The organism is Variovorax paradoxus (assembly GCF_040544635.1).
Classification (GTDB): Bacteria; Pseudomonadota; Gammaproteobacteria; order Burkholderiales; family Burkholderiaceae_C; genus Variovorax; species Variovorax paradoxus_R.
This window is the reverse complement of record NZ_JBEPKJ010000017.1, coordinates 1-26480: the sequence shown is the minus strand read 5'-3', so window position 1 is coordinate 26480 and position 26480 is coordinate 1. Positions and strand designations below refer to the sequence as shown.

Genomic DNA, 26480 nt, shown 5'->3' with positions numbered 1-26480 from the left:
CAGGCTGGCTTCAGTTGCGCTTCCTACAGTCGGTGCATGTCTTTTTCGCGAATCGAGCCCGCGCCCGTGCGGGGCATGGGGTTGCCAGAAACCGGTGCGCCGTACCTGGCGTTTGCGCACGCGCTGTGGGCGCGCGTCGACCTGTGGCTCACGCGGCCGCGCTCGGTGCAGCAGGTGGTCGTGTGGCTCGCCATCTACCTCGCCGCGGCCGCCAACTGGCCGCTGTGGGACGAGCTGACGCGCATCGGCGGCGCACCCAGCGCCTACCTGCCCACGACCGCGGCCATGGCGGTGCTCGTGGTGTGCGCCACGGTGGCGCTACTGTCCTTCACCGCATGGTCGCGCTGGATGAAGCCGCTGTGGTTCGCGGTGGTGCTGCTGGCCGCATTCGTTCAGCACTACATGCTCGAGTACCGCGTGGTGATGGACCCGACCATGATCGCCAACGTGCTGCAGACCGACCCGAACGAGGCGCGCGACCTGATGAGCTGGCGCATGGCCTTCCATGTGCTGCTGGTTGTGCTGCTTCCCGCGCTGGCGCTCTGGCGCGCGCGCATCGTGCCGATGCGCTTCGTTGCCAAGCTCTGGCGCAACGCGGCGCTGCTTGTGCTGGCGGTGGCGGTGGCATTGGTGGCGGCCGTGTCGATGAACCGGCAGCTTGCGCCGCTCATGCGCAACAACGTTCACCTGCGCTACATGATGAATCCGGTGGCGAGCCTCTATTCGGCCGGCTCGGTGGTCATCAAGCCGATGTTCAAGCGCAGCCGCAAGCTGATTCCCATCACTGCCGGTACGGCATTGGGCGCGAGCTATGCGGGGCAAGCCCGGCCGCCGATGTTCGTGCTGGTGGTCGGCGAGACGGCCCGGGCCGACCACTTCGGCCTGAACGGCTATGCGCGCGACACCACGCCCGAACTGGCCGCGCGGGGCGTGCTGAGCTACCACGATGTGCATTCGTGCGGTACCAACACGCTGGCTTCGGTGCCGTGCATGTTCTCGCCATTGGGCAAGCAGGGCTACGAATCGCGCAAGGACGACTACGAGAACCTGGTCGACGTGCTGCAAGCCGCCGGCCTGGCCGTGCTGTGGCTCGACAACCAGGCCGGCTGCAAGGACGTCTGCACGCGCATTCCGAACGCCTCCGCCTTCGACAGCCTTTCACCGGCACAGAAAACCGCGCTGTGCGACGGAGAGGAGTGCCTGGACGACGTGATGCTCAAGGGGCTCGACGCACGCATCGCCGCGCTGCCGGCCGAGCGCCGTGCAAAGGGCGTGGTGCTTGTCATGCACCAGATGGGCAGCCACGGGCCTGCCTACTACAAGCGTTCGGCACCGGAAGTGAAGCGCTTCCTGCCCGAGTGCAAGACCAACGCGCTCGCCGAGTGCGGCCATGCGGAGCTGGAGAATGTTTACGACAACTCGATTGCCCAGACCGACCACTTTTTGGGCCAGACCATCGACTGGCTCAAGGCGCAATCGGGGCGGTACGACCCGGCGTTGCTCTACGTAAGCGACCACGGCGAATCGCTCGGCGAGTACGGCCTGTTCCTGCACGGCGTGCCGTACAGCTTTGCGCCGGAGGCGCAGAAGCACGTGCCCATGGTCACCTGGTTCAGCGAGGGCATGAGCGAGCGCCGCAGGCTCTCGCGCCCGTGCATGGAAGCGGGGCTCGATACGCCGCTGACCCACGACAACCTCTATCACACCGTGCTCGGGTTGCTGGACGTGAGCAACGCCACCTACAAGCCCGCCTTGGACGCGCTCGCGTCCTGCCGAAACAAGGCTTGAAGGATCGCGCTATTTCTTCTCGCGCGGCAGCCGCCCCATCAGGAAGAACTCGGGGTTGGGCTGCATGCCGCTGAAGCTCGCAAGCCGGTTGCTCAGGCCGAAGAAGGCGGTAATGGAGGCGATGTCCCAGATGTCTTCATCGTCGAAGCCATGGGCATGCAACGCGGTGAAGTCGGTATCGTCGATTTCGTGCGAGCGCTCGCAGACCTTCATTGCAAAGTCGAGCATGGCGCGCTGACGCGGCGTGATGTCGGCCTTGCGGTAGTTCACCGCCACCTGGTCGGCCACCAGCGGCTTCTTCTCGTAGATGCGAAGCAGCGCGCCATGCGCCACTACGCAGTAGAGGCACTGGTTGGCCGCGCTGGTGGTCGTGACGATCATCTCGCGGTCGCCCTTGGTGAGCGAACCTTCTTCCTTCAGCATCAGCGCGTCGTGGTACGCGAAGAAGGCGCGCCACTCGGCCGGCCGGCGCGCCAGTGCGAGGAAAACGTTGGGCACGAAGCCGGCCTTTTCCTGCACCGCAAGAATCGCGGTGCGGATGTCTTCCGGCAGGTCTTTCAGCTCGGCGAGAGGGTAGCGGTCGGCCATGTCTTGTCTCCTGGGGGCAATGCCAGGATCATAGGCAAGTCCCTCATGAGCAGCTACCGCCCGCCGCCCCGCGCGCTACTTCAGCGCCTTGCCTTGCGTGGCACCCAGCGGCGTGTGCAACTGCGAAGCCACCCACTGGCCCGTGTTGTCGTCACGGCCTTGCAGCAGGTAGCGGGTGTCCGGCTTGCCGTAGTTCCGTACGGCCATGGCCGAGAACTTGCCGATGTCGGTCTTCGGGTCGCGCAGGCGGTTCACGATGAGCACCTTCCTCGTGTCGGCGAAGTCGGCCATCATGTTCTGGTCGCCTTCGCTGTCGCCGGCAATGAAGCACGGGCCGTAGCCATACTTGCTGACCAGAAAGCGCTGGATGTTCTTTGTCTTGCCCTTGCCTTGGGTCTGGTCGTAGCCACGGCGAAACTCCGGCTGAATGACGCCGTTGGCATCGCGTTCCAGCTCCATTGCAAGCACGCGCTCGGGCGGGTTGTTGTAGCCGAAGGCAGGGTTCGACGAAATCTCCTTGATCACGTCGACGAAGGACGCGGAGCACACCCACACATCGAAGCCCGCATTGCGGAAGGCGGCATACAGCTCCTGCATCTCGGGCTGCAGCCGAAGCCCGTTCTTCCAGCTGACTGAAACCACGCCCGCCTGGCCCGGCAGTGCCGTGGGCGAAGTCCATTTCACCTTGGCCACGGGCTCCTTCAGTTGCCAGGCCACCGTGTCGGCCGTGAGCTTGCGCACCTGCGCTTCGGTCATGCCGGCGAAGAGGTAGGTCACCCAAGGGTAGGCCGTGTCGTGGTCGAAGGTGTCGCCGATGGCCTCGTAGAGATAGCGCACCTTGGTGGTGAAGGCGATGTAGTGCGGGCTCAGCTTCACAGCGGCCAGCGGCTGGTTGCCCTTGAGGCCGCTGTAGTTCTGGTAGAGCCAGGTGTAGCTGGCCACGATGTCGGGCACCAGGAGGTCGATGTTGACCGGCTGGCCGGCCGCGTTGTTGTGCGCGGGAAGAAAGTCTTTCTTCGGGATGTTCTTGCGCAGCGCCACTTCCAGCTGCGCGGGCGTGGCGCCGAACACGAGGTTTTCGAGCTGGTAGATCAGCGAGGCTTCCTCGATGTCGAGGAACACGCTGGTGTTGTCCCAGTCGAAGACCACATAGGGCGGCCTGGCGGCGTTGTAGCCCGGGCTTTCCTTGCCGAGGCTGGCAATCAGGCCTTCGATCTGCGATCGGTTGAAGGTGTCCCAGTGGGCGGGTGAAAGGCCCTTGGCGGGCGAGAGGCTGGCGCAACCAGTGGCGACGAGCGCGGTGGCGAGCGGGGTGAGGAGGACGAGGCGGCGTTGCATGCGTTCCCTGTTGTTGTGCGGTGGTTGATGGGAAGCGCCGAGCGTATGCAGCGCCCGTGACACCTCCGCGTCGACCTACGCATCACTCATGCCAGCTACGCGCCGATGTGTGCGTGCTGCTGTTCGATGAACGCCGCCACCCGGCGCACGAGCTCGCGGTTTCCTCCGGCCGCCTCGACGCTCGCCGCGGCCTGCACGGCAACGGTTTCTTCGGTGGTGCGGATGATTTCGTCCGCCTGCGCTACCGACAATCCGAAATGGGAGGACGCGGCGCGTGCCAGTTCGAGGCTCGATGCGTGCTGCCCCGGAAGGATGGCCAGCTCCTGATAGCCCGTGTGCCCGCCCAACTGCATGACGAGGTCGAAGGCCGGGGCCAGTCGCCAAAGGCCGCCTTCGCCTCGCAACGCGCCATGGTTCTTGACGTGATCGTCGCTGTTGCCCACCGCCAGGTTGAACACCAGGCGGCGGAACAACTCGGTCAGGTCTTCTTGCGGTTGCCTCGAGATGCGCCGCAGCAGCTGCGCCAGCTCGACGTAGCTGCCCCGGCTGGATTCATAGGGCACATCAAGCAGTGCCGAGGCCGAGAGGTAGTGAAAACGCCGTTCGCCGGTCACCGGACCCGCCCGGTCGAAGCGCTCGACCAGCAAGGCGTGCCCCGACGCGAGGGGTTGCAGCAGGAAGGGCGGGACGTCGATGCCGCAGGCATCGGCCAGCCAGAGGGTGGCCGCCTCGATCACTTCCACGTCATGGTCGTCACCGCGCGATGCGAACTTGGCGATGCAGCGCCGGCCCTCGTGCACAAAGGCCGCCTTGGGGCGTGCGCCGCCCAGGCTGCCGCCGCGCAGCAGCCTGTGCATGTCGGGGCCGATTTCCATGCCGGCTTCGACACGGCGGGACGCTTCGGCGAGTTCCTCCAGCAAAAGAAGTGCCGAAGGCGGTTCCTCGCTCTCGATGGGCAGCGATTCGGCGAACACCATCGCGCCGATGCGGTCCTCGTTGGTCAGCAGCAATGCATCGATATCGGACAAAGGCTTGCCCTGGCGTATTTCGAGCACCTTGCGGCCCCAGCTGTCGGGTAGCGCATCCCGCAGCGTGAGCGGCATGGCACCACCCTCGCGGATGCGGCGCTCGGGCAGCACAAAGGCCGCATCGCGCAGCGGAAGATGCCCGGGGTTGAGCGGTGCGGCCGCCGGGTCTTCGAGATAGCGCCGCCCGTAGGCGAACTCGCCGGACTCCACCACGCCGCGGCGAACGATCTTCATCAGGCCGGCCGGTTGCACCCGTTCGCCGGTGTGGTGAGCAAGGCCGACGTAGATGCTTCGCTCGTCGTCGGCGGCGTCAGAAGTCACGTTCGCCCTCCGCGATCACGCCCGCGGCGCCTTGCGTGGCCGACCTGCGTACGCGGCGCTTCGCGGCCAGCCCCGCGGGGGCCGGGGCTACGCTGTCGATCGAATCGATCTCGCCGAAGAGCCACAGCGCATGGGCCAGCAGGCCGATGCTGGTGCCCGGTTTGCCGGATTCGAGTGCGCGCAGGGTGTTGGGTGAGCACAGCAGCCGCTCGGCCATTTCGGCGACCGTCCATTCGCGATGGACCCTGTGCGCGCGAAGGCGCTGGCCGAGCCTTTCAAGGGGGAGGGCAGTTTGCGAGGGCAGGGCCGAGAGGCTGTGGCTGCTTTTTGACATCAATAAAATGACTATTAAACGGCTTAAGAGTCATTTTATTGCGTATTTCTGCATATGGGAAGGGCGCCTTATCCGGGCAGTCCAGGTCTTGGCGCCTCGTGTTGCTGAAGCACCGCAAGATCGCTCTCGTCCTTCAGCCCCACACCGGTCAGCCCCCTGTGCCGCGCCTCCCGCATCAGCCATGCCAGCTTGAACGCGGCGGCTTCGCAGGGCAGGCCTTCGGGGCGCACGTTCGAGATGCAGTTGCGCTCGGCGTCGTGCCGGCCGCGCTTCGGCGAATGGGTCAGGTAGATGCCGAGGCTGTCGGGCGAGCTGAGCCCCGGGCGCTCGCCGATCAGCATGACCGAGAGCGCGGCGCCGAACAGCTCGCCCACCTCGTCGGCCAGCGCCACGCGCGCCTGCGTGGCGATGACCACGGGGGAGAAGCGCGTTTCTGCCGGCAAGTGCGAGCGCAACGCGGCCAGCAGCGGGGCGGCATGGCGTGCCACTGCGAGCGAGGAAAGGCCGTCGCCGATGACCAGGCAGACATCGCAGTCGCGCTTTGCGGCGGTACTCAGGCGCTCCACGTCCGCGGGGTCGAGCTGCCGGCCGAGGTCGGGGCGGCGCAGGTAGGTGGTGCGGTCTTCTGCACGGCTGCGGGCGCGCATCGTTTCCCAGTGCTGTGCGTTCAATGTGGCTTCGAGCGCATCGACATCGAGCGCCGCGTGAATGGCGTCGCGCGCCATGGCATGGGCCCAGCCGAAGCGCAGCGTCTCGTCGGTCGGCATGCCGGCGCCGGCGCGGCCGAGCGCCAGGCGCGCGGGAGTGGCCGAGCGCCACTGCGCCCAAGGGTTGGGCGTGACGGGGTCGTCGCTCATGGTGCCAGCGCGGCCAGCCCGCTCATGTCCGCCAGCAGGCGGTTGGCCGAGGGCGGCGCGAGCTGTCCCGCCGCATCGGTGATCTGCATGCGTTGCAGCCAGGCCTCGAATTCGGGTGCGCGCTTCAGGCCCAGCGTCTGGCGCAGAAACAGCGCGTCGTGGAACGAGGTGCTCTGGTAGTTGAGCATCACGTCGTCGGCGCCCGGAATGCCCATGATGAAGTTGATGCCCGCAGTGCCCAGCAGCACGAGCAGGTTGTCCATGTCGTCCTGGTCGGCCTCGGCATGGTTGGTGTAGCAGATGTCGCAGCCGATGGGCAGGCCCAGCAGCTTGCCGCAGCAGTGGTCTTCGAGCCCGGCGCGGATGATCTGCTTGCCGTCGAAAAGATATTCGGGGCCGATGAAGCCGACCACGGTGTTGATGAGCAGCGGCTTGTAGCGGCGCGCCAAGGCATAGGCGCGCACTTCGCAGGTCTGTTGGTCGACACCGAAGTTGGCATTGGCCGAGAGCGCGCTGCCCTGGCCGGTCTCGAAGTACATCACGTTGTTGCCGACCGTGCCCCGGTTCAGTGCCAGAGCCGCTGCATAAGCCTCGTCGAGCAGCTCGGGCGTGATGCCGAAAGACAGGTTCGCCTTCTCGGTGCCCGCAATCGACTGGAATACCAGGTCCACCGGCGCGCCCGCTTCCGCAAGCTTGAGCGTGTTGGTCACATGCGTGAGCACGCAGCTTTGCGTGGGAATCTCGAAGCGCTGGATCACTTCGTCGAGCATGTGCAGCAGCCGGCCGAGCACCTGCATGCTGTCGGAGACCGGGTTGAGCCCGATCACCGCGTCGCCCGCGCCGTAGAGCAGCCCGTCGAGCGTGGAGGCGGCCACGCCGCGCAGGTCATCGGTCGGATGGTTGGGTTGCAGCCGCACGGCCAGGTGGCCGGGCAGGCCGATGGTGTCGCGGAACCGCGTGACCACGCTGCATTTTTTGGCGACCGAGACAAGGTCCTGGTTACGCATGAGCTTGGACACGGCCGCCACCATTTCGGGCGTGAGTCCCGGTGCCAACGCCGTCAGCACTTCAGTGGTGGCCTGCTCTGACAGCAGCCAGTTGCGGAAGTCGCCCACCGTGAGGTGCGACACCGGCGCAAAAGCCTGTGCGTCGTGGCTGTCGATGATGAGGCGCGTGATGTTGTCGCTCTCGTAGGGAATCAGCGCTTCCGTCAGGAACTGCTTGAGCGGCGTCTCGGCCAGCACGTGGCGCGCCGCCATGCGCTGCTGCGCCGTGGCCGCACCGATCTCCGCGAGATAGTCGCCCGAGCGTGCCGGGCTGGCCACGGCCATGACCTGCTTCAGGTCGTCGAAGGCGAAGACCTGGCCGGCGATGGTGGTGCGATAGCGCATCTTTCTGTCACGCGCTGGTGCTCGAAGAAAGCATCTCGTCGGGCGCCGCCGCCTTGCGTTGTGCCGAAGTCAGCAGGAAGTAGCCGTAGGCGGCCGCCATCAGCACCAGGAACAGCAGCGTGAGCATGGCGTTGAACCACACCATGGCGCCGAGGCAGACCACGCCGAGCCCGAGCGCAATGGCCGGAAACACCGGATAGAAGGGGGCGCGGTAGGTGCGCAGCAGGTTCGGCTCGCTCCTGCGCAGCTTGAAGAGCGCCGCCATCGAGATCAGATACATCACGATGGCGCCGAGCACGGCCATGGTCACGATGTTGGCGGTGAGCGTCTGGCCGCCGAACTGCACCCACTCGTCGCTGAAGATGGCCACCACGCCGATCACGCCGCCGGCCAGCAAGGCGCGGTGCGGTGTGTCGAAGCGCGGGCTCAGGCCGGCGAAGTAGCGCGGCAGATAGCCTGCGCGCGCCAGTGCGAAGATCTGGCGCGAGTAGCCCATGATGATGCCGTGGAACGAGGCAATCAGCCCGAAGAGGCCGATCCACACCAGCATGTGCAGCCAGCCGCTGTTGTCGCCCACCACCGCCTTCATGGCTTGCGGCAACGGGTCGTTGATGTTGGCGAGCTTGCGCCAGTCGCCCACGCCGCCCGCGAAGATCATCACGCCGAAGGCCAGCACCACCAGCGTGACGATGCCGGTGGTGTAGGCGATGGGAATGGTGCGGTGCGGGTCGCGCGCTTCCTCGGCCGCCATGGCCGCGCCCTCGATGGCCAGGAAGAACCAGATCGCGAAGGGTATCGATGCAAAGATGCCCGAGACGGCCGCGCCGTTGAGCACGTTGCCGCCAGCCCAGCCGTTGGCAACGAAGTTGGCCATCGACCAGCCCGGAGTGACCACGCCCATGAACACGAACAACTCGAAGATCGCCAGCACCGTCACGAACAGCTCGAAGGCCGCCGCAATGCCGATGCCGATCCAGTTGAGCCCGATGAAGATCACATACGCACCCAGCGCGAACCACTTCGGGTTGATGCCCGGGAACTGCACGTTGAGGTAAGCGCCGATGGCCAGCGCGATGGCGGGCGGGGCGAACACGAATTCGACCAGCGTGGCAAAGCCCGCCACGAAGCCGCCGGTCGGCCCGAAGGCGCGCCGTGCATAGGCAAAGGGGCCGCCCGCATGCGGAATGGCGGTCGAGAGTTCGGTGAAGCTGAAGATGAAGGTGGTGTACATCGTGGCCACCAGCACCGTGGCGACCAAGAAGCCGAGCGTGCCGGCCGTGTTCCAGCCGTAGCTCCAACCAAAGTACTCACCCGATATGACCAGGCCCACCGCAATGCCCCAGAGCTGGACGGGGCCGAGCACCTTCTTCAGGTGGCCGGTGCCGGTCGGAGCAGCGATGGCGGCCGGTGTCGCTTCGATGGACTGCATGGGGCTTCCTCTCTTTTGGCGGATGTTGACAGTGCACATGCAGCAAAGCAAGGGCTGTTCCACCGCTGGCCATAATCATGCTTTTCCCCATCCTTGCGAGGTATTCAGTGAAGTCTTCTTCTTCGTCGCTCTTCTGTGCTGCTTTCTTGTCCCTGTGTGCGGTGTCCACCGCCTGGGCGCAATCCGCTCCCGTTACCACGCCGAGCGGCCTGGTCTACCAATCGCTGAAGGAAGGCACCGGCGCATCGCCGGCCGCAACGGATGTGGTCAAGGTGCACTACCGCGGCACCTTTCCCGACAGCGGCAAGGAATTCGACAGCTCCTACAGCCGCGGCGAGCCCACGGAGTTTCCGCTCAACGGCGTGATCCCTTGCTGGACCGAAGGCGTGCAGAAGATGAAGCCGGGCGGCAAGGCCAAGCTCACCTGCCCACCGGCCATTGCCTACGGCTCGCGCGGCGCGGGCGGCGTGATTCCGCCGAACGCCACGCTCAACTTCGAAGTCGAGCTGGTGTCGGTCAAGAAGCGCTGATCGCGCCGGGGCTTCTTCGTGAAGAAGAAGCTCAACCCGGCTGGTACTGGTACAGCCAGGTTTCCGTGAGCGTCTTGTCGCCGGTCTTCAGGTAGAGCCGCATGTCGACGGGCTCGTTGCCTTCGGGTGTGAAGTCGAACTGGGCGCGCCAGTGGCCGGGCACGCCGTTGGGCACGGCCTCGGCGAACACGTAGGAGAACTTGCCGCGCGGTGCGGTCAGCACCAGCTCGGGCTTCACGCCGAAAGGCACGGTAGTGAGCGGCTGCCCGACGAACTCGACCATGAACTTGCGCACGCCCGGCGGGCGCGGCTGGCCCGGCTGACCGCCGCGCCCGATGCGCGTGGCCACGCAGCGCGCGAGCGGCGAGGGAAAGGGCTCCTGGTCGGTCCAGTGCAGGCGGTATTGCAGGCTGTAGCTCGCACCGGCCTTGGCGTCGGCCTTGGGCACCCAGAAGGCGACGATGTTGTCGTGGATCTCGTCGTCGGTGGGAATCTCGATCAGCTGCACCGAGCCTTCGCCCCAGTCGCTCAAAGGCTCGATCCAGAGGCTCGGGCGTTTTTCGTAGTTGACGCCGTCCTGGTAGTGGTCGAACGATCGGTCGCGCTGCAGCAGGCCGAAGCCGCGCGGCTTCGTGTCGGCGAAGGCCGAGGCACGCGTTTGCGTCGGGTTGTTGAGCGGGCGCCAGATGCGTTCGCCCGCGCCGTTCCAGATGGCCAGGCCGTCGGAGTCGTGCACCTCGGGCCGCCAGTCGATGGCGGTGGGCTTGATGGTTTCCGAGTACCAGTACATCGAGGTGAGCGGCACCAGCCCGAGGCGCGACACGTCGCGGCGCAGGAAGAGGCGCGAATCGATGTCCATGATGACGGCCTTGCCCCGCTGCATCACGAACTTGAACACGCCCGTGACGCTCGGCCCCTCGAGCAGCGCGTAGACCGTCATCGAGGTGGTGTTGTTCGCGGCCGGCGTTTCGAAGTAGTAGCGCGTGAAGGTCGGAAACTCTTCCGGCTTGTCGGGCACGGCCACGTCGAGTGCGATGCCACGTGCCGACAGGCCGTACTGGTACAGCTCGCCGATGGCGCGGAAGTAGGAAGCGCCAAGGAACGCCACCCAGTCGTTCTTCTGCCAGTCGAGCTTGCTCTGGTCGCCCAGGCGGCTTTCCTGCAGGCGGAAGCCCGCAAAGCCCGCACCGGCCGGCAGTGCGCGGGCCGGGCTGTCGGGCGGCATCGAAAAATACGTGGGGCTGTAGAGCACCTCGCGTGCGAACGCATCGCCGTCCGAGTTCTCGAGCACGTGCATGCGCACCGGCGTCTGGAAGAAGCGGCCGAGGTGAAAGAAGGTGACGGGAAAGGCGCCAGGCCCGTCGCGGAAGAGGGCGTTGGCGGGGTCGAACTTGATCTTGCCGTGGGCGTCGTAGTCGATCTTCTCGAGCACGTCGGGTGCGAGCGGCGCGGCGGCGGCGTACGGTTGCGCGGCCAGGCGCTTGGCTTGCGCGACAAGGCGGTCGAACGAGAAAGGCGCGGGCTGGCTCAGTTTCAGGCCGTTGGCGGCCAGTGCCTCTTCGGGCAGTCCAAGGGCGGCGAGTGCGGCGGCGGCACCACCAGCGGCAAGGAAGGATCGGCGATCAAGCATGTGTTTCTTGAGGGTTGCGAGTCTTGGAGGTACGGAAGGAACGATGCACGGAAACGACGCCGCCATCGGCTGTATCGGTCGGGCTTCGGAAGAACCATCCTAATGCAGCACGCATCTGGATTTTCCGCGACAGGAGGAGCGGCGAGCATGCCTTGGCGAAGAGGCTCCCCGCGTCAGCCAACTCGCGCAATCCAGGCCGGACAAGGCCGGAGATTGGAAAAATTGTGCGTTTATGTATCGGCGGGGTCTGTGGCGCTCAACGCATAGACGGCATAGAGCGACACGCCGAGCATCATCAGCACCAGCGGCGCAAACAAGGTATATGGCAGGCCGAAGCCTTCCAGCACGCGATAGGCGGAATCGAGCCGCAAGCGCGGATGGGCTTCGGTCAGCTCAGAGGTCCGGCGCAGCCCCCACCGAAACTCCGCTCCGGTGGCGCGCACCGAAGGGTGCTGCGCGGCTCGCCCGACGGCAAGCCAGCACATGGCGTCGAACGCCAGCACCGAGCCCGCCGGTGCACGCTCGCCGAAGGTCGCGAACACGGCCCGTACCTGTTGCGGCTCGAGGTACATCAGCACGCCCTCCGTGAAGAGAAACACGGGTCTCCCCTTGCGATTGCGCGGCAGTGCCAGCTGTTCCCACCATCTGTCGGACGTGAGGTCGAGCGGGCACACGTCATGCCGCGGATCGGTTTCGGGAATCAACTCGCGGCGCAGTTCGAGCACCTCGGGCAGGTCGGCATCAGTCAGGCGACACTGCCCGTCGTCCAGCCACTGGAAGTAATGGCTCAGGCCGCAGCCCATGTTCACCACGCGGCCGCCCGGATGCTGCTTGAGGAATTCCTGCGCGAGGCTGCGAAACCTGCGCGTGCGGTTCAGGATGCCGTAGATGGTCGCCCTGTCTTCCGGCAGGGCGTGCCCGTCGTCGCGTATCTGCTCCAGCACCGATGCGGCGTAGGCGTCCCGCACGGCGAGTTGCGGAAACATTGCATCGCCGGAAGCGCGCGCGGCGAGCGAAATACGCAAGGTGGAAGGCACGGCCGACAGGCCCCGTGCGGCTTGGCTTGTTGTCATGGGCGCTGGACCAGGGGTCATGCCCGAAGTCTGGCGCCTACCGCACAGCGGGGCAAGTCAGCCTTTGGTTAGCCCGGCCGGTCGCCGCTGCGCCGGCGGCTATTACGTTATTGCTCGATTGCTTCTTCAATCACTTCGCGGTCGGCATCACGAACTCGGCGCCCTTGCCGATGCTCTCCGGCCAGCGCTGCATGACCGACTTCTGCTTGGTGTAGAAGCGCACGCCTTCCTCGCCGTAGGCATGCATGTCGCCGAAGAGCGAACGCTTCCAGCCGCCGAAGCCGTGCCATGCCATCGGCACCGGAATCGGCACGTTGATGCCGACCATGCCCACCTGGATGCGGCGGCTGAACTCGCGCGCCACGTTGCCGTCGCGCGTGAAGCAGCTCACGCCGTTGCCGAACTCGTGGTCGTTGACAAGGTCGACCGCGTCCTTGAAGTTGGCCACGCGCACGCACGAGAGCACGGGGCCGAAGATCTCTTCCTTGTAGATGCGCATCTCGGGCGTGACGTGGTCGAACAGCGTGCCGCCCATCCAGAAGCCGTCGCCGCAGCCGGCGCCGGCCTTGTTGCCGTCGAACTGGCGGCCGTCGACCAGTAGCTTCGCGCCTTCTTTTTCACCCTGGGCGATGTAGCCCGTGATGCGCTCGTGCGCCGCGCGCGTGACGATCGGGCCCATCTCGGCCGCGAGGTTCTCGCCGTCGAGCACCTGGAGCGTCTTCGTGCGCTCGACGAGCTTGGGAATGATCTTGTCCGCCACGTCGCCCACCAGCACCGCCACGCTGATCGCCATGCAGCGTTCGCCGGCCGAGCCGTAGCCCGCGCCGATCAGTGCATCCACCGTCTGGTCGATGTCGGCGTCGGGCATCACCACCATGTGGTTCTTCGCGCCGCCGAGCGCCTGCACGCGCTTGCCGTTGCGGGCGCCGGTTTCGTAGATGTAGTTGGCAATGGGCGTGGAGCCCACGAAGCTGACGGCCTTGACGTCGGGGTGCTCGAGCAGCGCATCGACCGCGGCCTTGTCGCCCTGCACCACGTTGAACACGCCGTCGGGCAGGCCGGCTTCCTTGAGCAGTTCGGCCATGCGCAGCGACGGGGTCGGGTCGGTCGGGCTGGGCTTGAGAATGAAGGTGTTGCCTGCGGCAATGGCCACCGGGAACATCCACATCGGCACCATCACCGGAAAGTTGAAGGGCGTGATGCCCGCCACCACGCCGAGCGGTTGGCGCAGCGTCCAGTTGTCGATGCCGGTGGAAACCTGGTCGGTGAAGTCGCCCTTGAGCAGCTGCGGAATGCCGCAGGCGAACTCGACGATGTCGATGCCGCGCGACACCTCGCCCTGCGCGTCGGTAAACACCTTGCCGTGCTCGGCGGTGATCATGTGCGCCAGCTCGTCCTTGTGCAGGTTGAGCAGCTCCAGAAACTTGAACATCACGCGGGCGCGGCGGATAGGGGGCGTGTCGGACCACTTGGGAAACGCAGCCTGCGCGGCGGCCACCGCGGCATCGACGTCGGCCTGGGCCGCAAGCACCACCTTGCCCGTGACCTTGCCGGAAGCGGGGTTGGTGACATCCTGCGTACGGGTGGAACCGCCGGCGGTGTGCTGGCCGCCGATGAAATGGGCAATCTGTTGGGTCATGGGGGTACCGCCAAGGGTGAAGTGATTGCCGGAGTTTAGGAACGGGAAGGGCGCCTGCCTATACTCGAACGTTGAACTGTTTGTTCACTATGGTGAACAATGCGAATATGGATCTGCAAAAAGCCGAGTCTCTTTGGGCGCACCTGCACTGGCTGATCGTGCTTGGCCAACAGGGCAGCTACACCGCCGCCGCGGCACGCCTGGGCGTGAGCAAGGCTGCCATGAGCCAGCGCATCGCCGAGCTGGAACGGGCCGTGGGCGTGACCCTCGTGCGCCGGACCACCCGCAGCATGCGGCTGACCGAGGCGGGGCAGCGGCTGGTCGACCAGACCCGCGAACCCTTCGAACAGATCGCCCACAGCTTTCTGAAGGCACGCGACCATGCGGACGAGCCGCGCGGGCTGATCCGCGTGACCGCGCCGGTGGCGCTCGGGCGGCAGCAGCTGCTGCCAAGGCTCACCGACTTTCTTCTGGCGCATCCGTCGATCCGCATCGAGATGGAGCTTTCCGACCGCCTCAGCTCGCTGGCGACGGAGGGCTTCGACCTGGCCGTGCGGCACGCAGCCTCGCCGCCCGACACGCACGTGGCCTGGCGCCTGTGCGACACGAGGTCGGTACTGGTCGCGAGCCGAGCCTATCTGCGCCGCAAGGGAACCCCGCTCGCGCCGCCCATGCTGGCCGAGCACGATTGCCTGCACTATCCGCGCGGGCAGGAAACCAATGTGTGGTCATTCGAGCGGCGCAGCGGCCGGGCGCGCCAGGCCGAGCGGGTGACCGTGCCCATCGCCGGCCCGCTCGCAGCCAACAACAGCGAAGCGCTTCGCGACGCCGCGCAGGCGGGCCTGGGCATCGCACTGCTGCCCGACTTCAGCGCGCAGTCGGCCTTGCAAACGGGCAAGCTGATCGAGGTGCTGCCCGACTGGCAGCCCACCGGCGCTTTCGCGGACCAGATCTACGCCATACGGCCGTATTCGCTGCACATACCGCGCGCGGTGAGCCTGTTCGTGAGCCACCTGCGCGAAACCCTCAAGGTCGGATTCAAGCTGCCCCAGGCGTGACGTTCCGGCCGGTTGTTGTTGGGCCTCGTCTCAGGTGGACGAGGCAAGCAATTGCCGAACCAGCAACTGCGCCGCCGGCGACAAGGTCTCGCCCGTCTTCGTGGCCATCAGCAGCCGGCGAACGGCCCAGGCATCCTTGAGCCGCACCACCTTGAGTCCGAGCGCGCTCACCTGCGCCTTGCAGGCCGCGAGCGGCACCACGCCGATGCCGAGGTTGGCCGCGATCATGTGGCACATGGCATCGAAGCTGCGCACCTGCACGCGCAGCCGCATCGGAATGCCCGCCTGCTCGGCGGCGCGAGAGGTCAGCTCGAGCAGAGAGCTGCTGCGGTTCAGCCCGACGAACTCGTGGGCGAGGCAGGTCTTGAAGTCCGTTCTCCGGGTGCGTGCAAGCGAATGCTGCCGGGCGCAGAGCACCACCAGTTCGTCGGTCTGGAACTGCGCGACATCGAGCCCGTAGGCCGGCGTGTTCTCCGCGAACACGCCGACGTCGGCCAGGCCGTCGACCAGCGCGCGCACGATGTCGCCGCTCAGTTGTTCCTCGACTTCGACGCGGATGTCCGGATGCTGGCCGAGAAAGGTGGCCAGCGTGGCCGGCAGGAACTCGGTGAGCGCCGACATGTTGGCCCACAGCCGCACATGGCCGCGCACCCCGCTCGAGTAGTCGGCGAGCTCGTTGCTGAACTGCTCGAAACCCTGAAAGAGCCGCATCGCATGCTGCATGGCGACGTGGCCGGCGGGCGTCAGCGCAATGCCTTGCGAGCTGCGCTCCAGCAGCTTCGAGCCCGTGGCCGCCTCGAAATCCGAAAGCCGCCGGCTGGCGGCCGAGAGTGCCAGGTGGCACGCCTCCGCACCCTTGGTGATGCTGCCCGACTGGGCCACGGCGCAGAACAGGCGCAGCGTCACGAAATCGACACGGGCAGGGTTGATGGGGCTGGCCATCGCGGGATTCTAGAGAGCGCGCCAGTGCCGAAAGGCATGGGCATAGGCCAAAAGATTCTTTGACATGTTATGTCGGGCCATCTATAGTGAGTTCATCGAAGCACCGTTCGCTTCCGTCGGTACTCAACCACAAGGCCACAAGGAGAGGTATGCAATCACTGCTCGATCAACTGAAGGGACTCGATGTCCTGGCCGGCACCGCGATGGGCGGCCTGACGGTGCAGTTGCAGCCGATTCCGGGCCATACGCCCGTGATCCAGGTGAGCATCGAAGGGCGCGACGAGTTGCCCATCTTCATCACGAGTTCGGACATGCAGGTCATTTGCATCTGCTATCTCTGGACCGAAGAAGAAGTGAAGGCCGAGCGCCGTACCGAGCTGCTCGAATCGCTGCTCGACCTCAACCCCTCGGTGCCGCTGTCGTCCTTCGGGCGCGTCGACGGCCGCTACGTGCTTACCGGTGCGCTCGGGCGCAATGCGAGCGTGGAAGACGTCGCGCGCGAAGTGGCAGTGCTCAGCGACAACGCGCTCGATGCGCTGGACGCCCTGTCCGAATTCCTGAACTAAGAAGCGGAGATCATCATGACAGTCATCAAGAAGCTGGTCACCTTGCTGCGCGGCAGTGCCCGCGAAATCGGCGAGAGCGTGGTCGACAGCAATGCCACGCGCATCTACGAGCAGGAAATCGTCGATGCCAAGCACAGCATCGAAAAAGCCAAGGGCGATCTCACCGGCGTCATGGCCAAGGAGATGCAATCGGCCCGCGAAATCGAACGCCTGAAGAACGAGGTCACGCGCTACGAGGGCCTTGCCCTCGAGGCGCTCAACAAGACGCAGGAAGGCCTGGCGCTCGACGTAGCGGCCAAGGTCGGCACGCTCGAAAAAGAACTCGAGGAGCAGGCCAAGGCGCATGCCTCCTACGCGCTGCAGGTGTCCAAGCTCAAGGACCTGATCAAGACGGCCGAAGCGCGCATTCGCGAGCACGAGCGCGAAATCGGCATCGCCAAGACCACCGAGAGCGTCTACCGCGCCACGCAATCGATTTCCGAAAACATTGGCGCGGGCGGTTCGCGCCTGTCCAATGCGCGTGAATCGCTCGAGCGCATCCGCCAGCGCCACGAAGACCTGGCCGACCGGATGGCCGCGAGCCAGACGCTCGAAAACGAGCTCGGCCACAGCGCGCTCGAGAAGAAGCTGGCGGCCGCGGGCATCGGCGGCGACGTCGACCGCACCGGCCAGGTGATGGAGCGCATCCGCGCCCGCCAGGCCAAGCCGACGGAGCCCGGCGCCCAATGACCGTGCGGGTCAAGCCGGTTCGCTGGCAAGGCTCGGACGAGGCGATACGCGCCGTCCAGGTGGCGTTCGACGTGGAAGAGGCCGTGCTGGAGGCGGTGCGCACCGCGGCTTTCGAGCAGCACGTGTCCACCTCCGACCAGATCCGGCAGGTGCTGGGGCTTGCGACAACGGCCAAACCCAAGCGGCCGCGGCTGACCGTGTCGCTGAATGCGGCAGACTACGAGTTTCTAGCGGCGAGATATGGGCTCGCCCCGGACGACCGCCTGGCCATCAAGGAGAGGGCCACGCGCGATCTGATTGCTTTTGCAAGTGGTGGAAAGAAAAAGGGCACTGGCGCAGCGAAGCCGGGCCGAAGATAAAAACACAACCCGCACGCGGGAGGGTCAATGGGAAATTTCATGGATGCGGTGACGGGGTACCCCACCGCGATCTACACGGTGCTGCTGGGCGTCGTGGTGATCTATTGGGTGCTTGCGGTGGCCGGCATGGTCGACATCGAGCACAGCGGCATCGACGTCGACCTGCAGACCCACGCCGACGGTGACACCAGCGACGTGGGGCAACTCGCGAGCTATGTGGTGGCGTTCGGCCTGAACGGCGTGCCGTTCTCGGTGGCGGTGAGCCTGCTGGTGCTGGTGTCGTGGACGCTGTCCTGCCTTGGCGGGGAGTGGCTGCTGCCGCTGGTGCCCACGTTGCCGCTCAAGCTCCTGGCTGGCACGGTGCTGCTGGTGGCGAGCGCCGCCATCGCCATACCCGTCACCGCCGTGGCCATCCGCCCCCTGCGCGGCTTGTTCGTGAGCCATACGGCCGTGAGCAATGCGGCACTGGTCGGGCAAGCCTGCCGCGTCGTCACCGGCGTGGTGAACGAGAAAGACGGCCGCGCCGAAGTGGCCCGCCGCGGCGCCAGCCTGAACATTCGCGTCTGGGCGCCCGCGCCCAACACGCTCAAGCGCGGATCGCAAGCGCTCATTCTTGAATACGACGAGGTGGCCGGGCGCTACCTCATCGCGGCGCACGAAGACATCGTCTGACCGCGCGCACCCACTTACTGTTCGTTCGCTCTTAAAGCAAATCTGGAGAAAAAATGGAGCCCATCCTCTTTGCCGTGGCCATTCTGGCCGTGGTCATCCTCGGCCTGTTCGCGATGTTCGCCAAGTTCTATCGAAAGATCGAACAAGGCCACGCGCTCATCGTGAACACGCTGCGCGCCGAGCCCGAGGTGACCTTCACCGGGCGAATGGTCTACCCGATCATTCACAAGGCCGAGTTGATGGACATCTCGGTCAAGACGATCGAGATCGACCGCTCCGGCAACGAGGGCCTCATCTGCCGTGACAACATCCGCGCGGACATCAAGGTGAAGTTCTTCGTGCGCGTCAACAAGACCGCCGACGACGTGCTCAAGGTGGCGCAAGGCATCGGCTGTGCGCGCGCTTCGAACCACGAGACGCTCGAAGAATTGTTCTCGGCCAAGTTCTCCGAAGCGCTCAAGACCGTTGGCAAGTCGATGGATTTTGTCGACCTGTACCAGGCGCGCGACGGGTTCCGCGACCAGATCATCAGCCAGATCGGCAACGACCTTTCGGGCTACGTGCTCGAAGACGCCGCCATCGACTACCTCGAGCAAACGCCGCTGTCGGAGCTCGACACCAACAACATCCTCGATGCGCAGGGCATCAAGAAGATCACCGAGTTGACGGCGGTCGAGCATGTGCGCACCAACGAACTGCGCCGCAACGAGGAAATGCAGATCAAGAAGAAGAACGTCGAGACGCAGGAAGCCCTGCTCGAGCTCGAACGCCAGCAGGCCGACGCCACCGCGCGCCAGCAGCGCGAAATTGCCAGCGTGCGTGCCCGCGAGGAGGCCGAGACCGCCAAGATCCAGGCCGAAGAGCGCACCAAGTCCGAAACCGCGCGCCTCATCGCCGAACAGTCCATTTCGGTGCAGCAGGAAAACGTGCAGCGCGAGAAGGAAGTGGCCGAGAACAACCGCAAGCGCGCGGTGGCCATCGAAGAAGAAAAGGTCACGCGCGCACGCGACCTCGAGATCGTCGACCGCGAGAAGGAAGTAACGCTGCAGCGCATCGAGAAGGACAAGGCCGTCGAAGTGCAGAAGAAGGCGATTGCCGACGTGATCCGCGAGCGCATCGTGGTCGAGCGCACCGTGGCCGAGCAGGAAGAAGCCATCAAGGAGCTGCGCGTTGTGGCCGAGGCCGAGCGCACCAAGAAGTCCGTCGTGATCATGGCCGAAGGCCAGGCCGACGAAAAGATGGTGCTCGACGTCAGGGCCGCCGAAACGCAGGAAAAGCGCGCGCGCCACAAGGCCGCCGAAGAACTCACCCTGGCCGATGCCAAGCTCAGGGTTGCAGAGCGCGACGCCGAATCGAAGAAGCGCGAAGCCGAAGGCATGGAAGCCCTCTCCGCCGCACCGGGGCTGGCCGCCGCCAAGGTCGAGATCGCGACCGCGCAAGCCCGGCTCGCTACCTTCGAGGCCGAAGCCTCAGGCAAGGAAAAGCTGGGCCTGGCCGACGTGCATGTGCGGCAGGCCGATGCGGACGCCATCCTCAAGGCCGGTCAGGCCGATGCACAGGTGATCGAAGCGCGCTCGCAGGCCGAAGCCGCCGGCATGCGCGCCAAGTTCGACGCCGAAGCCTCGGGCAAGGAAAAGCTCGGCTTGGCCGAAGTGAATGTGCGCACCGCCGATGCCGAAGCCACCCTGAAGTCCGGCCAGGCCGATGCGCAGGTGATCGAAGCCCGCTTCAGCGCCGAGGCCAAGGGCCTGGCTGAAAAGTTCGAGGCCATGAAGGCGATGAGCCCGGACACCCGCGACCACGAGGAGTTCCGCATGCGCCTGGAAAAGTCGCACATCGAAACCATGAAGGGCATCGATGCGCAGACCTCCATCGCCAAGGAACAGGCCGAGGTGCTGGGTACCGCGCTGGCCAACGCCAAGATCGACATCGTGGGCGGGCAGGGCGACTATTTCGACAGCTTCGTGCGCTCGCTTTCCGTGGGCAAGGGCATCGACGGCGTCATCTCCAAGAGCAACGCGCTGCAAGTTGCCTTCAAGGACCAGCTGTCCGGCGACCGCGACGTGGTGAAAGACCTGCGCGACATCGTCGGTGCGCTCGGTAATTCGTCCGGCGAGATGCAGAACCTCAGCGTCGCGGCGCTGATGAGCCGTATCACCAGCGACGGCAGCGACAGCCAGAAGACCGCGCTGAGCAACCTGATCTCCACCTTCCGCAACTGAGAGTGGGCGCGCGATGAACCCGAACCTGAAATGCAGTTGCTCCGCGCACGCGTCGATGCAGCCCGTTGCCTTGGCCGAGGCATTGCTGGCGGTGAATTGCACCGACTGCGGCGGCATGGTCATGGCCATGGACGACTGGCGCGCCTGGAAGGCCGCCGACCCCGCGCGGGAGCCCCATGCCATCGATGACGAGGTCATCGAGGTGTTCGACGCCGCCTCCGTCCGGCATTGCCCCGAATGCGACCGGCTCATGCAACGGCTGCGCGTGAGCGCCGGCCCCGACTTCCGCATCGACCGCTGCATTGCGTGCCAGAACCTCTGGTTCGACCAGGGCGAATGGCGCGCCCTGGTGAGCCGCGGCCTGGCCGGCCGGCTCGACGAACTGCTGTCGGACGGATGGCAGCGCCGGCTTCAGACCGAAGAGGTGCGCGAGGTGCGGCTTGCCGCGCTGCGCCGCCGCTACGGCAACGACTGCATCGACGAGCTGGACCGCATTCGCGCCTGGCTCGACACCCAGCCCCACCGCGACGAATTGCTCGCATTGCTGCGCGCGGACTGACCGCGCCGATCTATGCAACCCACGGAAGAATCGGGGGCGCCAGCCGGCGCCCAGGCGCCGTCTGATCAGACCGAAGCTCTCGTGTCCGGCAGCGGCAGCTACGACCTGCTGAAGAAGCGGCTCGAAACACAGGGCGAAGGCCTGCTCAAGAAAACGCAGGCGCTCAACGAGCGGCGCCTCGCCGAGTTCGGCCGCTCCGAGCAAGCCCTGGTGCTGCGCACGCGCGCGCGCACTGAGAACAATGCCGTGGCGCGCGACATCGTGCGCATTGGCGATCTGCTTCTGTTTGGCTACAACGTCTTCATCGGCCTGCGCAAGGAAACGGCGGTGAGCGACGTGTTCGGCCTCTATCGGCTGGCCGTGCCCGGAGAGGCCGCCACCGAGAACGACGAGCTGCAGCCAGTGCCCTTGGCCGGCACCTTTCTCGAAGACACGCGCTTCGTCTCCGATTTTCGCGAGCTGTACGCCTATTACAAGCAGGCCACGATGCTGCAGCTGCGTGTCACGCAGGACAAGCTGCTGGCGTCTTTCCAGATCGGCCAGCAGCTGGGTGACGTGCGCGTGTTCCGTTGGGCCATCGAGCGCAACGGCGGCATTCACTACATCGACAACCGCGGCGAGCGCGACATCGCACTGCCCGCGAGCCATGACTTCGAATGGACAGTGGCCACGCGCGAAGACCATGTGGGCGGCAAGCATCCCCATGTGAACGTGCTCGACACGGTGTTCGTCGAAACCGTGGGCGGCGACCTGACCGTCAAGATTGAGAACAACACCGAAACCGGGCTCGGCATCTACAGCGAGCCCGTGGAAGACAGGAACCAGTCGCTCACCGATGCCGAGGTGGCCTGGGCCAAGCTCGGCATGCTGATCCTGCTGCGCGTAAAGCCTTACCGCGAGCAGGTCACGCGCTATCTGGTGTTCAATATCCGCACGCAGCAGGTCGAGCGCATCGACGCCATCGGCGGCTCCTGCGTTCAGCTGCCCGAAGACCACGGCATCATTTTTCCCGGCGGCTACTACCTGCAGTCGGGCGAATACAAGCGCTTCGACTTGCCGGGTGAGGTGGTGGAGAGCCTGCGCTTCAAGCGCATGCTGCGCTCGCCCAACGGCGAAGACGTGGCCTATGTCTTCTACGACCCGAAGCCGGGTCGCTATGCGTTCTTCAACTACAACCTGATCGACAAGAAGCTCGCCACGCCGATCATCGCCAACGGGTACGCGCGCTTTTCCGACGGCCGCATGCTGGTGTTCCAGGGCGAAGAGGGCGAGCCCTCGCGCGTGCACCAGATGCAGCTCTGGCAGACACCGTTTGCCAGCGACGAGCATGTGAGCGCCCAGCCGCCCGCCACCGGCTTCTTCGGCAAGATCGGCAATGCTGAGCTGGTGCGCGGGGTGTCCGACCTGATGGGCATCGCCCGCGCGGTGCGCGAGCAGGCGCCCACGCGTGCCGCCTACGAAGACCTGATCCGCCAGTGCAACCGCGTGAGCGACGCCTATTTCTGGCTCGACGCGTCCGAGGCGACCGGCCTCATGGCCGAGCTGCGCAGCATTGCCGATGTGGCGCGCAGCACGCTGGCCGAGTTCGAAAAGGTCGACACCATCCGCCGCGAAACCGCGCGTGCGCTGGCCCGCGCCGAAGACGAACAGCACGCGCTGCTGGTCGACATTGCCAGCACCCTCTGGCGCGCGCCCGACGATTTCGTGAAGGCGTTGGGGCGGTTGCGCGAACGGCGCGGCGCCTTGCAGATGCTCAAGGAGCTGCGCTACGCCGACCTGCCGCGCATTGCCGCCATGGACGCCGCGCTCGAAACCGAGCAACAGCGCGTCGGTGAGCGTGCGATGCAGTTCCTGGCGGCCGACACCGCCTTCGACGGCCAGCGCCAGTCGCTCGACAAGCTCGCCCTCGAGCTGCCCAACCTGTCGACCTCTCCGGCCCTCGGGCAAATGCTCGCGACGCTCGACGAACTGGCCGCCGGGCTCGACCTGCTCACCGAGCAGCTCGGCAGCCTGCCGGGCGGGGACGCGGTGGTTCGTACCTCGATTCTCGACCGCATCTCGCTGATCTACGCCGACATCAACCGCATGCGCGCCGATGCGCGCGCGCGGCGCAAGTCGTTGGGCGCGACCGAGGCGCGCGCCGAGTTCGGCGCCCAGTTCAAGCTCTTCAGCCAGGCGGTGGAAAACGCGCTGGAGTTTGCCGACACGCCCGAGAAGTGCGACGACGCATTGACGCGGCTCTTGGCCCAGCTCGAAGAAGTCGAAGGGCGCTTCGCCGAACAGGAAGACTTCCTGGCCGACATCGCCGAGAAGCGCGAGACCGTGTATGAAGCGCTTTCCGCGCGCCGCCAGAGCCTGGTGGAAGCCCGCCAGCGCCGCGCGCAGGGCGTGGTCGATGCCGCGGGCCGCATCCTCGACGGCATTCCGCGCCGCATTGCGCAGTTCGGCGATCTGAAGCAGGTTCACAGCTACTTCGCGGCCGATCCGATGATCGGCAAGCTGCATGCGCTCATCGCAGACCTGCGCGCGTTGGGCGCCGCGGTGCCGGCCGACGAGCTGGACACGCGGCTGAAGACGTCGCGCGACCAGGCGTTGCGTTCGATCCGCGACAAGCGCGAATTGGTGAGCGAAGGCGGGGACACCCTGCGCCTGGGCCGCCATGCCTTCACCGTGCACCGCCAGCCGGTCGACCTGACGTTGGTGGCCCGCGACAGCGGCATGGCCTACCAGGTCACCGGCACCGACTACCTGAGCCCTGTGGACGAGCCGCGGCTGCTCCCGTTGCAACGCTATTGGAATCAGGCGTTGGTGTCTGAAACGGCTGAGTTGTCGCGCGCCGAATACCTGGCCGGGCGCCTGCTGGAGTCGTTGCGCGATGGCAAGGCCGAACGCACCTGGGCCGAGGTGGTCACGTTCCTCACCGAAGACCCTTTGCACCCGCAGCTGCTCGAAATGGTGCGCCGCTTCGCAGCCGCGCGCTACCAGGAGGGCTACCAGAAGGGCATTCACGATGACGACGCGCTGCGCCTGCTTGGCGCGCTCGTCGCCATGCAAGACCAGGCTGGCTTGCTGGCGTGGGGGCCGACCGAACGCGCATTGGCCTTGCTCTACTGGCAGCACGGCCACCTCATTGCACACCGCGAATCGCTGCTGCGGCGTGCGCGCGCCGCCCTGCAAATGCAGGCCCTGTTCGGCCGGCGTGATGCACTGGAACAGCTCGAAGCCGATACGGCGCGTGCGCTGAACCACTTTGCACGTGACATGCTGCCCGACCTGCTGCAGCTGGCCGAGGCCGCTACCGAAGAAGAGCGCGACGCCCACCAGGGCCGTGTGGCTACGTTGTGCGGCCAGGCGGCCGCCTACCTGGTGCGCGAACTGGCCGGCGAGCACGGCGGCGAAACCTGGGCCGTGTCGGGCGCGGGCGAAGACCTGGCGGCCGCGCTGCTGCGCGAACTCGAACGGGGCGGCCGGCGCGATGCGTGGCAGCACGATCTCGACGCCGCACCGCCGGCAGAGCGCTGGCGCCTCGCACGCGACTGGGTGCGTGCCTATGCCATCCATCAAGCGCCGCAATCGGTCGATTGGGTAGACGACGCGGCCAGCGTGCTGGCCATGCCGATGCAGCGCACGCGTGTCAACGTGGCGCTCGACCGCACGGTCGAAGGGCTGCGCGGCGAACATCCGCGCGTGGCCGACGGCCGCATGACGCTGAACCTGAACGACTTCTGGCGCCGCTTCCTGTTCCACGCCACGCACGCGGTGCCGGGCTACGAGGCGCTGCACAGCCTGCGCCACGAGCTGCTCGAACGCGAGAAGGCGCGGCTCAAGCTGGGCCAGTTCCAGGCCAAGCCGCTCTCGACCTTCGTGCGCAACCAGCTGATCGACGAGCTCTACCTGCCCATCATCGGCGACAACCTGGCCAAGCAGATCGGCTCGGCGGGCGAGGGCAGCCGCACCGACCGCATGGGCTTGCTGCTGCTGATCTCCCCGCCCGGCTACGGCAAGACCACGCTGATGGAGTACGTGGCAGACCGGCTCGGCCTGATCTTCGTGCGCATCAACTGCCCAGCGCTGGGCCACGGCGTGACGGCCATCGACCCGGCCAATGCGCCCAACAGCGCGGCGCGGCAGGAGCTGGAAAAGCTCAACCTCGGCCTCGCAATGGGCAGCAACGTGATGCTGTACCTGGACGACATCCAGCACACCAGCCCCGAGTTTCTGCAGAAGTTCATTGCACTGGCCGACGGCACGCGCCGCATCGAGGGTGTGTGGAACGGCGAGCCGCGCAGCTACGACATGCGCGGCAAGCGCTTCGCAATCGTGATGGCGGGCAACCCGTATACCGAGTCGGGCGACGTGTTCAAGATTCCGGACATGCTGGCCAACCGGGCGGACATCTACAACCTGGGCGACGTGCTCTCGGGACGCGAGGCGGCATTTGCGCTTTCGTACATCGAGAACAGCCTGACTTCCAACTCCACGCTGATGCCGCTGGCCTCGCGGGACCCCAAGGACGTGCAGCTGCTGGTGAAGATGGCGCAGGGGCACGAGGTGCCGAGCAGCGCGCTCTCGCATGCCTACAGCGCGGTCGAGCTGGAAGAGATCAAGGCACTGCTGCAGCGCTTGTTCCGTGCGCGCGACCTGCTGCTCAAGGTCAACCTCGCGTACATCGAATCGGCCGCGCAACAGGAGGCCTACCGCACCGCGCCGCCGTTCAAGCTGCAGGGCAGCTACCGCAACATGACCAAGCTCGCGGGCAAGATCACGGCGTTGATGCACGACGACGAGCTTGATGCATTGCTGCGCGACCACTACCGCGGCGAAGCACAGACCCTGACCACCGGCGCGGAAGAAAACCTACTCCGGCTCGCGCAACTTCTGGGCAGCCCGACCCTGGAAGAAAGCGCGCGCTGGGCCGCCATCTGCGAAGAGTTCGTTCGGAAGAAAAAGCTCGGCGGCGACGATGTCGACGGCAGCCAGCGCATCGCCAGCAGCATGCTCGACGTGGCGCGCGCGGTCGATGCACTCAAGCCCAAGCCGCCAGCCGAAGGGCCGAACGAAGGCCAGCGGCTGGCCGACGCCATGCTGCAGATCGCCGTGACCTACCGCGAACTGATCCTGCCGCTGGTAACCGCCACCGAACGCCGGCTCGAGCTCGACCGGTCGATCAAGCAGGACATGGAGCGGCTTGCGGCTGAAGTGCAGGCTGCGCGTGGCGTGGTCAAGCGTTCGCCCAAGTCGGACAAGGAGGGCTAGGAATGAGGCGTTGTCTTTCTTTGCCTCTTGTTGAGCGGTGCTGTTCGGGGCGCGCACCCGCCGACGGGGGACCTTACTCCGCGAATGTCCCCCGGCCTGCGGCCTCCTCCTTTATTTCGCTGCGCAAGGCACCCCATCGACGGGTGCGTTGCAAAGAGCGGTCGTTGATCA

General features: G+C 65.9%; 21 protein-coding genes. 10 read left to right on the top strand and 11 right to left on the bottom strand.

Annotated elements, in window-relative coordinates:
* Positions 1 to 36: 36 nt before the first annotated feature.
* Complete coding sequence (locus tag ABIC94_RS24435) at positions 37 to 1788, top strand: phosphoethanolamine transferase (protein WP_354375583.1); 1752 nt, start codon at positions 37 to 39, stop codon at positions 1786 to 1788.
* Between the two features lie 9 nt (positions 1789 to 1797).
* On the opposite strand, the gene ABIC94_RS24430 is transcribed toward ABIC94_RS24435, so the two are convergent.
* The 7 genes from ABIC94_RS24430 to eat form a co-directional block, all read right to left on the bottom strand.
* Positions 1798 to 2376, bottom strand: coding sequence for a peroxidase-related enzyme (locus ABIC94_RS24430; protein ID WP_307639356.1), 579 nt, complete (start codon positions 2374 to 2376; stop codon positions 1798 to 1800).
* Positions 2377 to 2451: 75 nt separating this feature from the next.
* Positions 2452 to 3714, bottom strand: a complete 1263-nt coding sequence (locus ABIC94_RS24425) for an HAD family hydrolase (protein ID WP_354375582.1) — start codon at positions 3712 to 3714, stop codon at positions 2452 to 2454.
* A gap of 95 nt (positions 3715 to 3809) precedes the next feature.
* The gene (locus ABIC94_RS24420) at positions 3810 to 5063 is read right to left on the bottom strand and encodes a type II toxin-antitoxin system HipA family toxin (RefSeq protein ID WP_354375581.1); all 1254 of its coding nucleotides are present in this window, start codon (positions 5061 to 5063) and stop codon (positions 3810 to 3812) included.
* Positions 5053 to 5397 (bottom strand): helix-turn-helix domain-containing protein, encoded by a 345-nt coding sequence (locus ABIC94_RS24415; RefSeq protein ID WP_354375580.1) that lies wholly within the window; start codon positions 5395 to 5397, stop codon positions 5053 to 5055. Before ABIC94_RS24415 ends, ABIC94_RS24420 begins: the two co-directional genes overlap by 11 nt.
* Before the next feature lie 68 nt (positions 5398 to 5465).
* A complete protein-coding gene (eutC, locus tag ABIC94_RS24410; RefSeq protein WP_354375579.1) occupies positions 5466 to 6254 on the bottom strand; it encodes an ethanolamine ammonia-lyase subunit EutC in 789 nt (262 codons plus the stop codon).
* Positions 6251 to 7645, bottom strand: a complete 1395-nt coding sequence (locus tag ABIC94_RS24405) for an ethanolamine ammonia-lyase subunit EutB (protein ID WP_354375578.1) — start codon at positions 7643 to 7645, stop codon at positions 6251 to 6253. The genes eutC and ABIC94_RS24405 overlap by 4 nt, the downstream gene beginning before the upstream one ends.
* Positions 7646 to 7652: 7 nt before the next feature.
* Positions 7653 to 9074 carry an ethanolamine permease gene (eat, locus tag ABIC94_RS24400; RefSeq protein WP_354375576.1) on the bottom strand — a complete coding sequence of 474 codons (1422 nt, stop codon included), beginning with the start codon at positions 9072 to 9074 and terminating at the stop codon, positions 7653 to 7655.
* Positions 9075 to 9151: 77 nt separating this feature from the next.
* On the opposite strand from eat, the gene ABIC94_RS24395 reads away from it, so the two are divergent.
* Positions 9152 to 9604 carry an FKBP-type peptidyl-prolyl cis-trans isomerase gene (locus ABIC94_RS24395; protein WP_354375575.1) on the top strand — a complete coding sequence of 151 codons (453 nt, stop codon included), beginning with the start codon at positions 9152 to 9154 and terminating at the stop codon, positions 9602 to 9604.
* Between the two features lie 31 nt (positions 9605 to 9635).
* Here ABIC94_RS24395 and ABIC94_RS24390 read toward each other — a convergent pair whose 3' ends face one another.
* The 3 genes from ABIC94_RS24390 to ABIC94_RS24380 form a co-directional block, all read right to left on the bottom strand.
* Complete coding sequence (locus ABIC94_RS24390; RefSeq protein WP_354375574.1) at positions 9636 to 11234, bottom strand: glucan biosynthesis protein; 1599 nt, start codon at positions 11232 to 11234, stop codon at positions 9636 to 9638.
* A gap of 230 nt (positions 11235 to 11464) precedes the next feature.
* Positions 11465 to 12307: a class I SAM-dependent methyltransferase gene (locus tag ABIC94_RS24385; protein WP_354375573.1), complete on the bottom strand. Its 843-nt coding sequence runs from the start codon at positions 12305 to 12307 to the stop codon at positions 11465 to 11467.
* A 130-nt stretch (positions 12308 to 12437) separates the two neighbouring features.
* A complete protein-coding gene (locus ABIC94_RS24380) occupies positions 12438 to 13946 on the bottom strand; it encodes a CoA-acylating methylmalonate-semialdehyde dehydrogenase (RefSeq protein ID WP_354375572.1) in 1509 nt (502 codons plus the stop codon).
* Between the two features lie 107 nt (positions 13947 to 14053).
* Between ABIC94_RS24380 and ABIC94_RS24375 the strand changes: the two genes are divergently transcribed.
* Positions 14054 to 15004: a LysR family transcriptional regulator gene (locus ABIC94_RS24375; protein WP_354375571.1), complete on the top strand. Its 951-nt coding sequence runs from the start codon at positions 14054 to 14056 to the stop codon at positions 15002 to 15004.
* Positions 15005 to 15034: 30 nt separating this feature from the next.
* Here ABIC94_RS24375 and ABIC94_RS24370 read toward each other — a convergent pair whose 3' ends face one another.
* On the bottom strand, positions 15035 to 15946 hold the full coding sequence (locus ABIC94_RS24370) for a LysR family transcriptional regulator (protein WP_354375570.1): 912 nt from the start codon (positions 15944 to 15946) through the stop codon (positions 15035 to 15037).
* Between the two features lie 149 nt (positions 15947 to 16095).
* On the opposite strand from ABIC94_RS24370, the gene ABIC94_RS24365 reads away from it, so the two are divergent.
* The 7 genes from ABIC94_RS24365 (at position 16096) to ABIC94_RS24335 (ending at position 26309) form a co-directional block, all read left to right on the top strand.
* Positions 16096 to 16512 (top strand): YjfI family protein, encoded by a 417-nt coding sequence (locus ABIC94_RS24365; RefSeq protein ID WP_354375569.1) that lies wholly within the window; start codon positions 16096 to 16098, stop codon positions 16510 to 16512.
* Between the two features lie 15 nt (positions 16513 to 16527).
* The gene (locus tag ABIC94_RS24360; RefSeq protein ID WP_354375568.1) at positions 16528 to 17241 is read left to right on the top strand and encodes a PspA/IM30 family protein; all 714 of its coding nucleotides are present in this window, start codon (positions 16528 to 16530) and stop codon (positions 17239 to 17241) included.
* A complete protein-coding gene (locus ABIC94_RS24355; RefSeq protein WP_093017785.1) occupies positions 17238 to 17600 on the top strand; it encodes a hypothetical protein in 363 nt (120 codons plus the stop codon). The genes ABIC94_RS24360 and ABIC94_RS24355 overlap by 4 nt, the downstream gene beginning before the upstream one ends.
* Positions 17601 to 17627: 27 nt before the next feature.
* Positions 17628 to 18272 (top strand): ubiquinone biosynthesis protein, encoded by a 645-nt coding sequence (locus tag ABIC94_RS24350; RefSeq protein WP_354375567.1) that lies wholly within the window; start codon positions 17628 to 17630, stop codon positions 18270 to 18272.
* 53 nt (positions 18273 to 18325) lie between these two features.
* The gene (locus ABIC94_RS24345; RefSeq protein WP_354375566.1) at positions 18326 to 20494 is read left to right on the top strand and encodes a hypothetical protein; all 2169 of its coding nucleotides are present in this window, start codon (positions 18326 to 18328) and stop codon (positions 20492 to 20494) included.
* A gap of 13 nt (positions 20495 to 20507) precedes the next feature.
* Positions 20508 to 21053: a zf-TFIIB domain-containing protein gene (locus tag ABIC94_RS24340; RefSeq protein ID WP_354375565.1), complete on the top strand. Its 546-nt coding sequence runs from the start codon at positions 20508 to 20510 to the stop codon at positions 21051 to 21053.
* An 81-nt stretch (positions 21054 to 21134) separates the two neighbouring features.
* Complete coding sequence (locus ABIC94_RS24335) at positions 21135 to 26309, top strand: DNA repair ATPase (RefSeq protein ID WP_354375564.1); 5175 nt, start codon at positions 21135 to 21137, stop codon at positions 26307 to 26309.
* Positions 26310 to 26480 lie beyond the last annotated feature (171 nt).

Excerpts from the sequence above, each read along its gene's own strand:
- ABIC94_RS24415 (WP_354375580.1), bottom strand. The coding sequence starts at position 5,397 with ATGTCAAAAAGCAGCCACAGCCTCTCGGCCCTGCCCTCGCAAACTGCC.
- ABIC94_RS24390 (WP_354375574.1), bottom strand. The coding sequence starts at position 11,234 with ATGCTTGATCGCCGATCCTTCCTTGCCGCTGGTGGTGCCGCCGCCGCA.
- ABIC94_RS24365 (WP_354375569.1), top strand. The coding sequence starts at position 16,096 with ATGCAATCACTGCTCGATCAACTGAAGGGACTCGATGTCCTGGCCGGC.
- ABIC94_RS24370 (WP_354375570.1), bottom strand. The coding sequence starts at position 15,946 with ATGGCCAGCCCCATCAACCCTGCCCGTGTCGATTTCGTGACGCTGCGC.
- ABIC94_RS24345 (WP_354375566.1), top strand. The coding sequence starts at position 18,326 with ATGGAGCCCATCCTCTTTGCCGTGGCCATTCTGGCCGTGGTCATCCTC.
- ABIC94_RS24375 (WP_354375571.1), top strand. The coding sequence starts at position 14,054 with ATGGATCTGCAAAAAGCCGAGTCTCTTTGGGCGCACCTGCACTGGCTG.
- ABIC94_RS24435 (WP_354375583.1), top strand. The coding sequence starts at position 37 with ATGTCTTTTTCGCGAATCGAGCCCGCGCCCGTGCGGGGCATGGGGTTG.
- eutC (WP_354375579.1), bottom strand. The coding sequence starts at position 6,254 with ATGAGCGACGACCCCGTCACGCCCAACCCTTGGGCGCAGTGGCGCTCG.
- ABIC94_RS24360 (WP_354375568.1), top strand. The coding sequence starts at position 16,528 with ATGACAGTCATCAAGAAGCTGGTCACCTTGCTGCGCGGCAGTGCCCGC.
- ABIC94_RS24425 (WP_354375582.1), bottom strand. The coding sequence starts at position 3,714 with ATGCAACGCCGCCTCGTCCTCCTCACCCCGCTCGCCACCGCGCTCGTC.
- ABIC94_RS24385 (WP_354375573.1), bottom strand. The coding sequence starts at position 12,307 with ATGACAACAAGCCAAGCCGCACGGGGCCTGTCGGCCGTGCCTTCCACC.
- ABIC94_RS24350 (WP_354375567.1), top strand. The coding sequence starts at position 17,628 with ATGGGAAATTTCATGGATGCGGTGACGGGGTACCCCACCGCGATCTAC.
- ABIC94_RS24340 (WP_354375565.1), top strand. The coding sequence starts at position 20,508 with ATGAACCCGAACCTGAAATGCAGTTGCTCCGCGCACGCGTCGATGCAG.
- eat (WP_354375576.1), bottom strand. The coding sequence starts at position 9,074 with ATGCAGTCCATCGAAGCGACACCGGCCGCCATCGCTGCTCCGACCGGC.
- ABIC94_RS24395 (WP_354375575.1), top strand. The coding sequence starts at position 9,152 with ATGCTTTTCCCCATCCTTGCGAGGTATTCAGTGAAGTCTTCTTCTTCG.
- ABIC94_RS24355 (WP_093017785.1), top strand. The coding sequence starts at position 17,238 with ATGACCGTGCGGGTCAAGCCGGTTCGCTGGCAAGGCTCGGACGAGGCG.
- ABIC94_RS24430 (WP_307639356.1), bottom strand. The coding sequence starts at position 2,376 with ATGGCCGACCGCTACCCTCTCGCCGAGCTGAAAGACCTGCCGGAAGAC.
- ABIC94_RS24380 (WP_354375572.1), bottom strand. The coding sequence starts at position 13,946 with ATGACCCAACAGATTGCCCATTTCATCGGCGGCCAGCACACCGCCGGC.
- ABIC94_RS24405 (WP_354375578.1), bottom strand. The coding sequence starts at position 7,645 with ATGCGCTATCGCACCACCATCGCCGGCCAGGTCTTCGCCTTCGACGAC.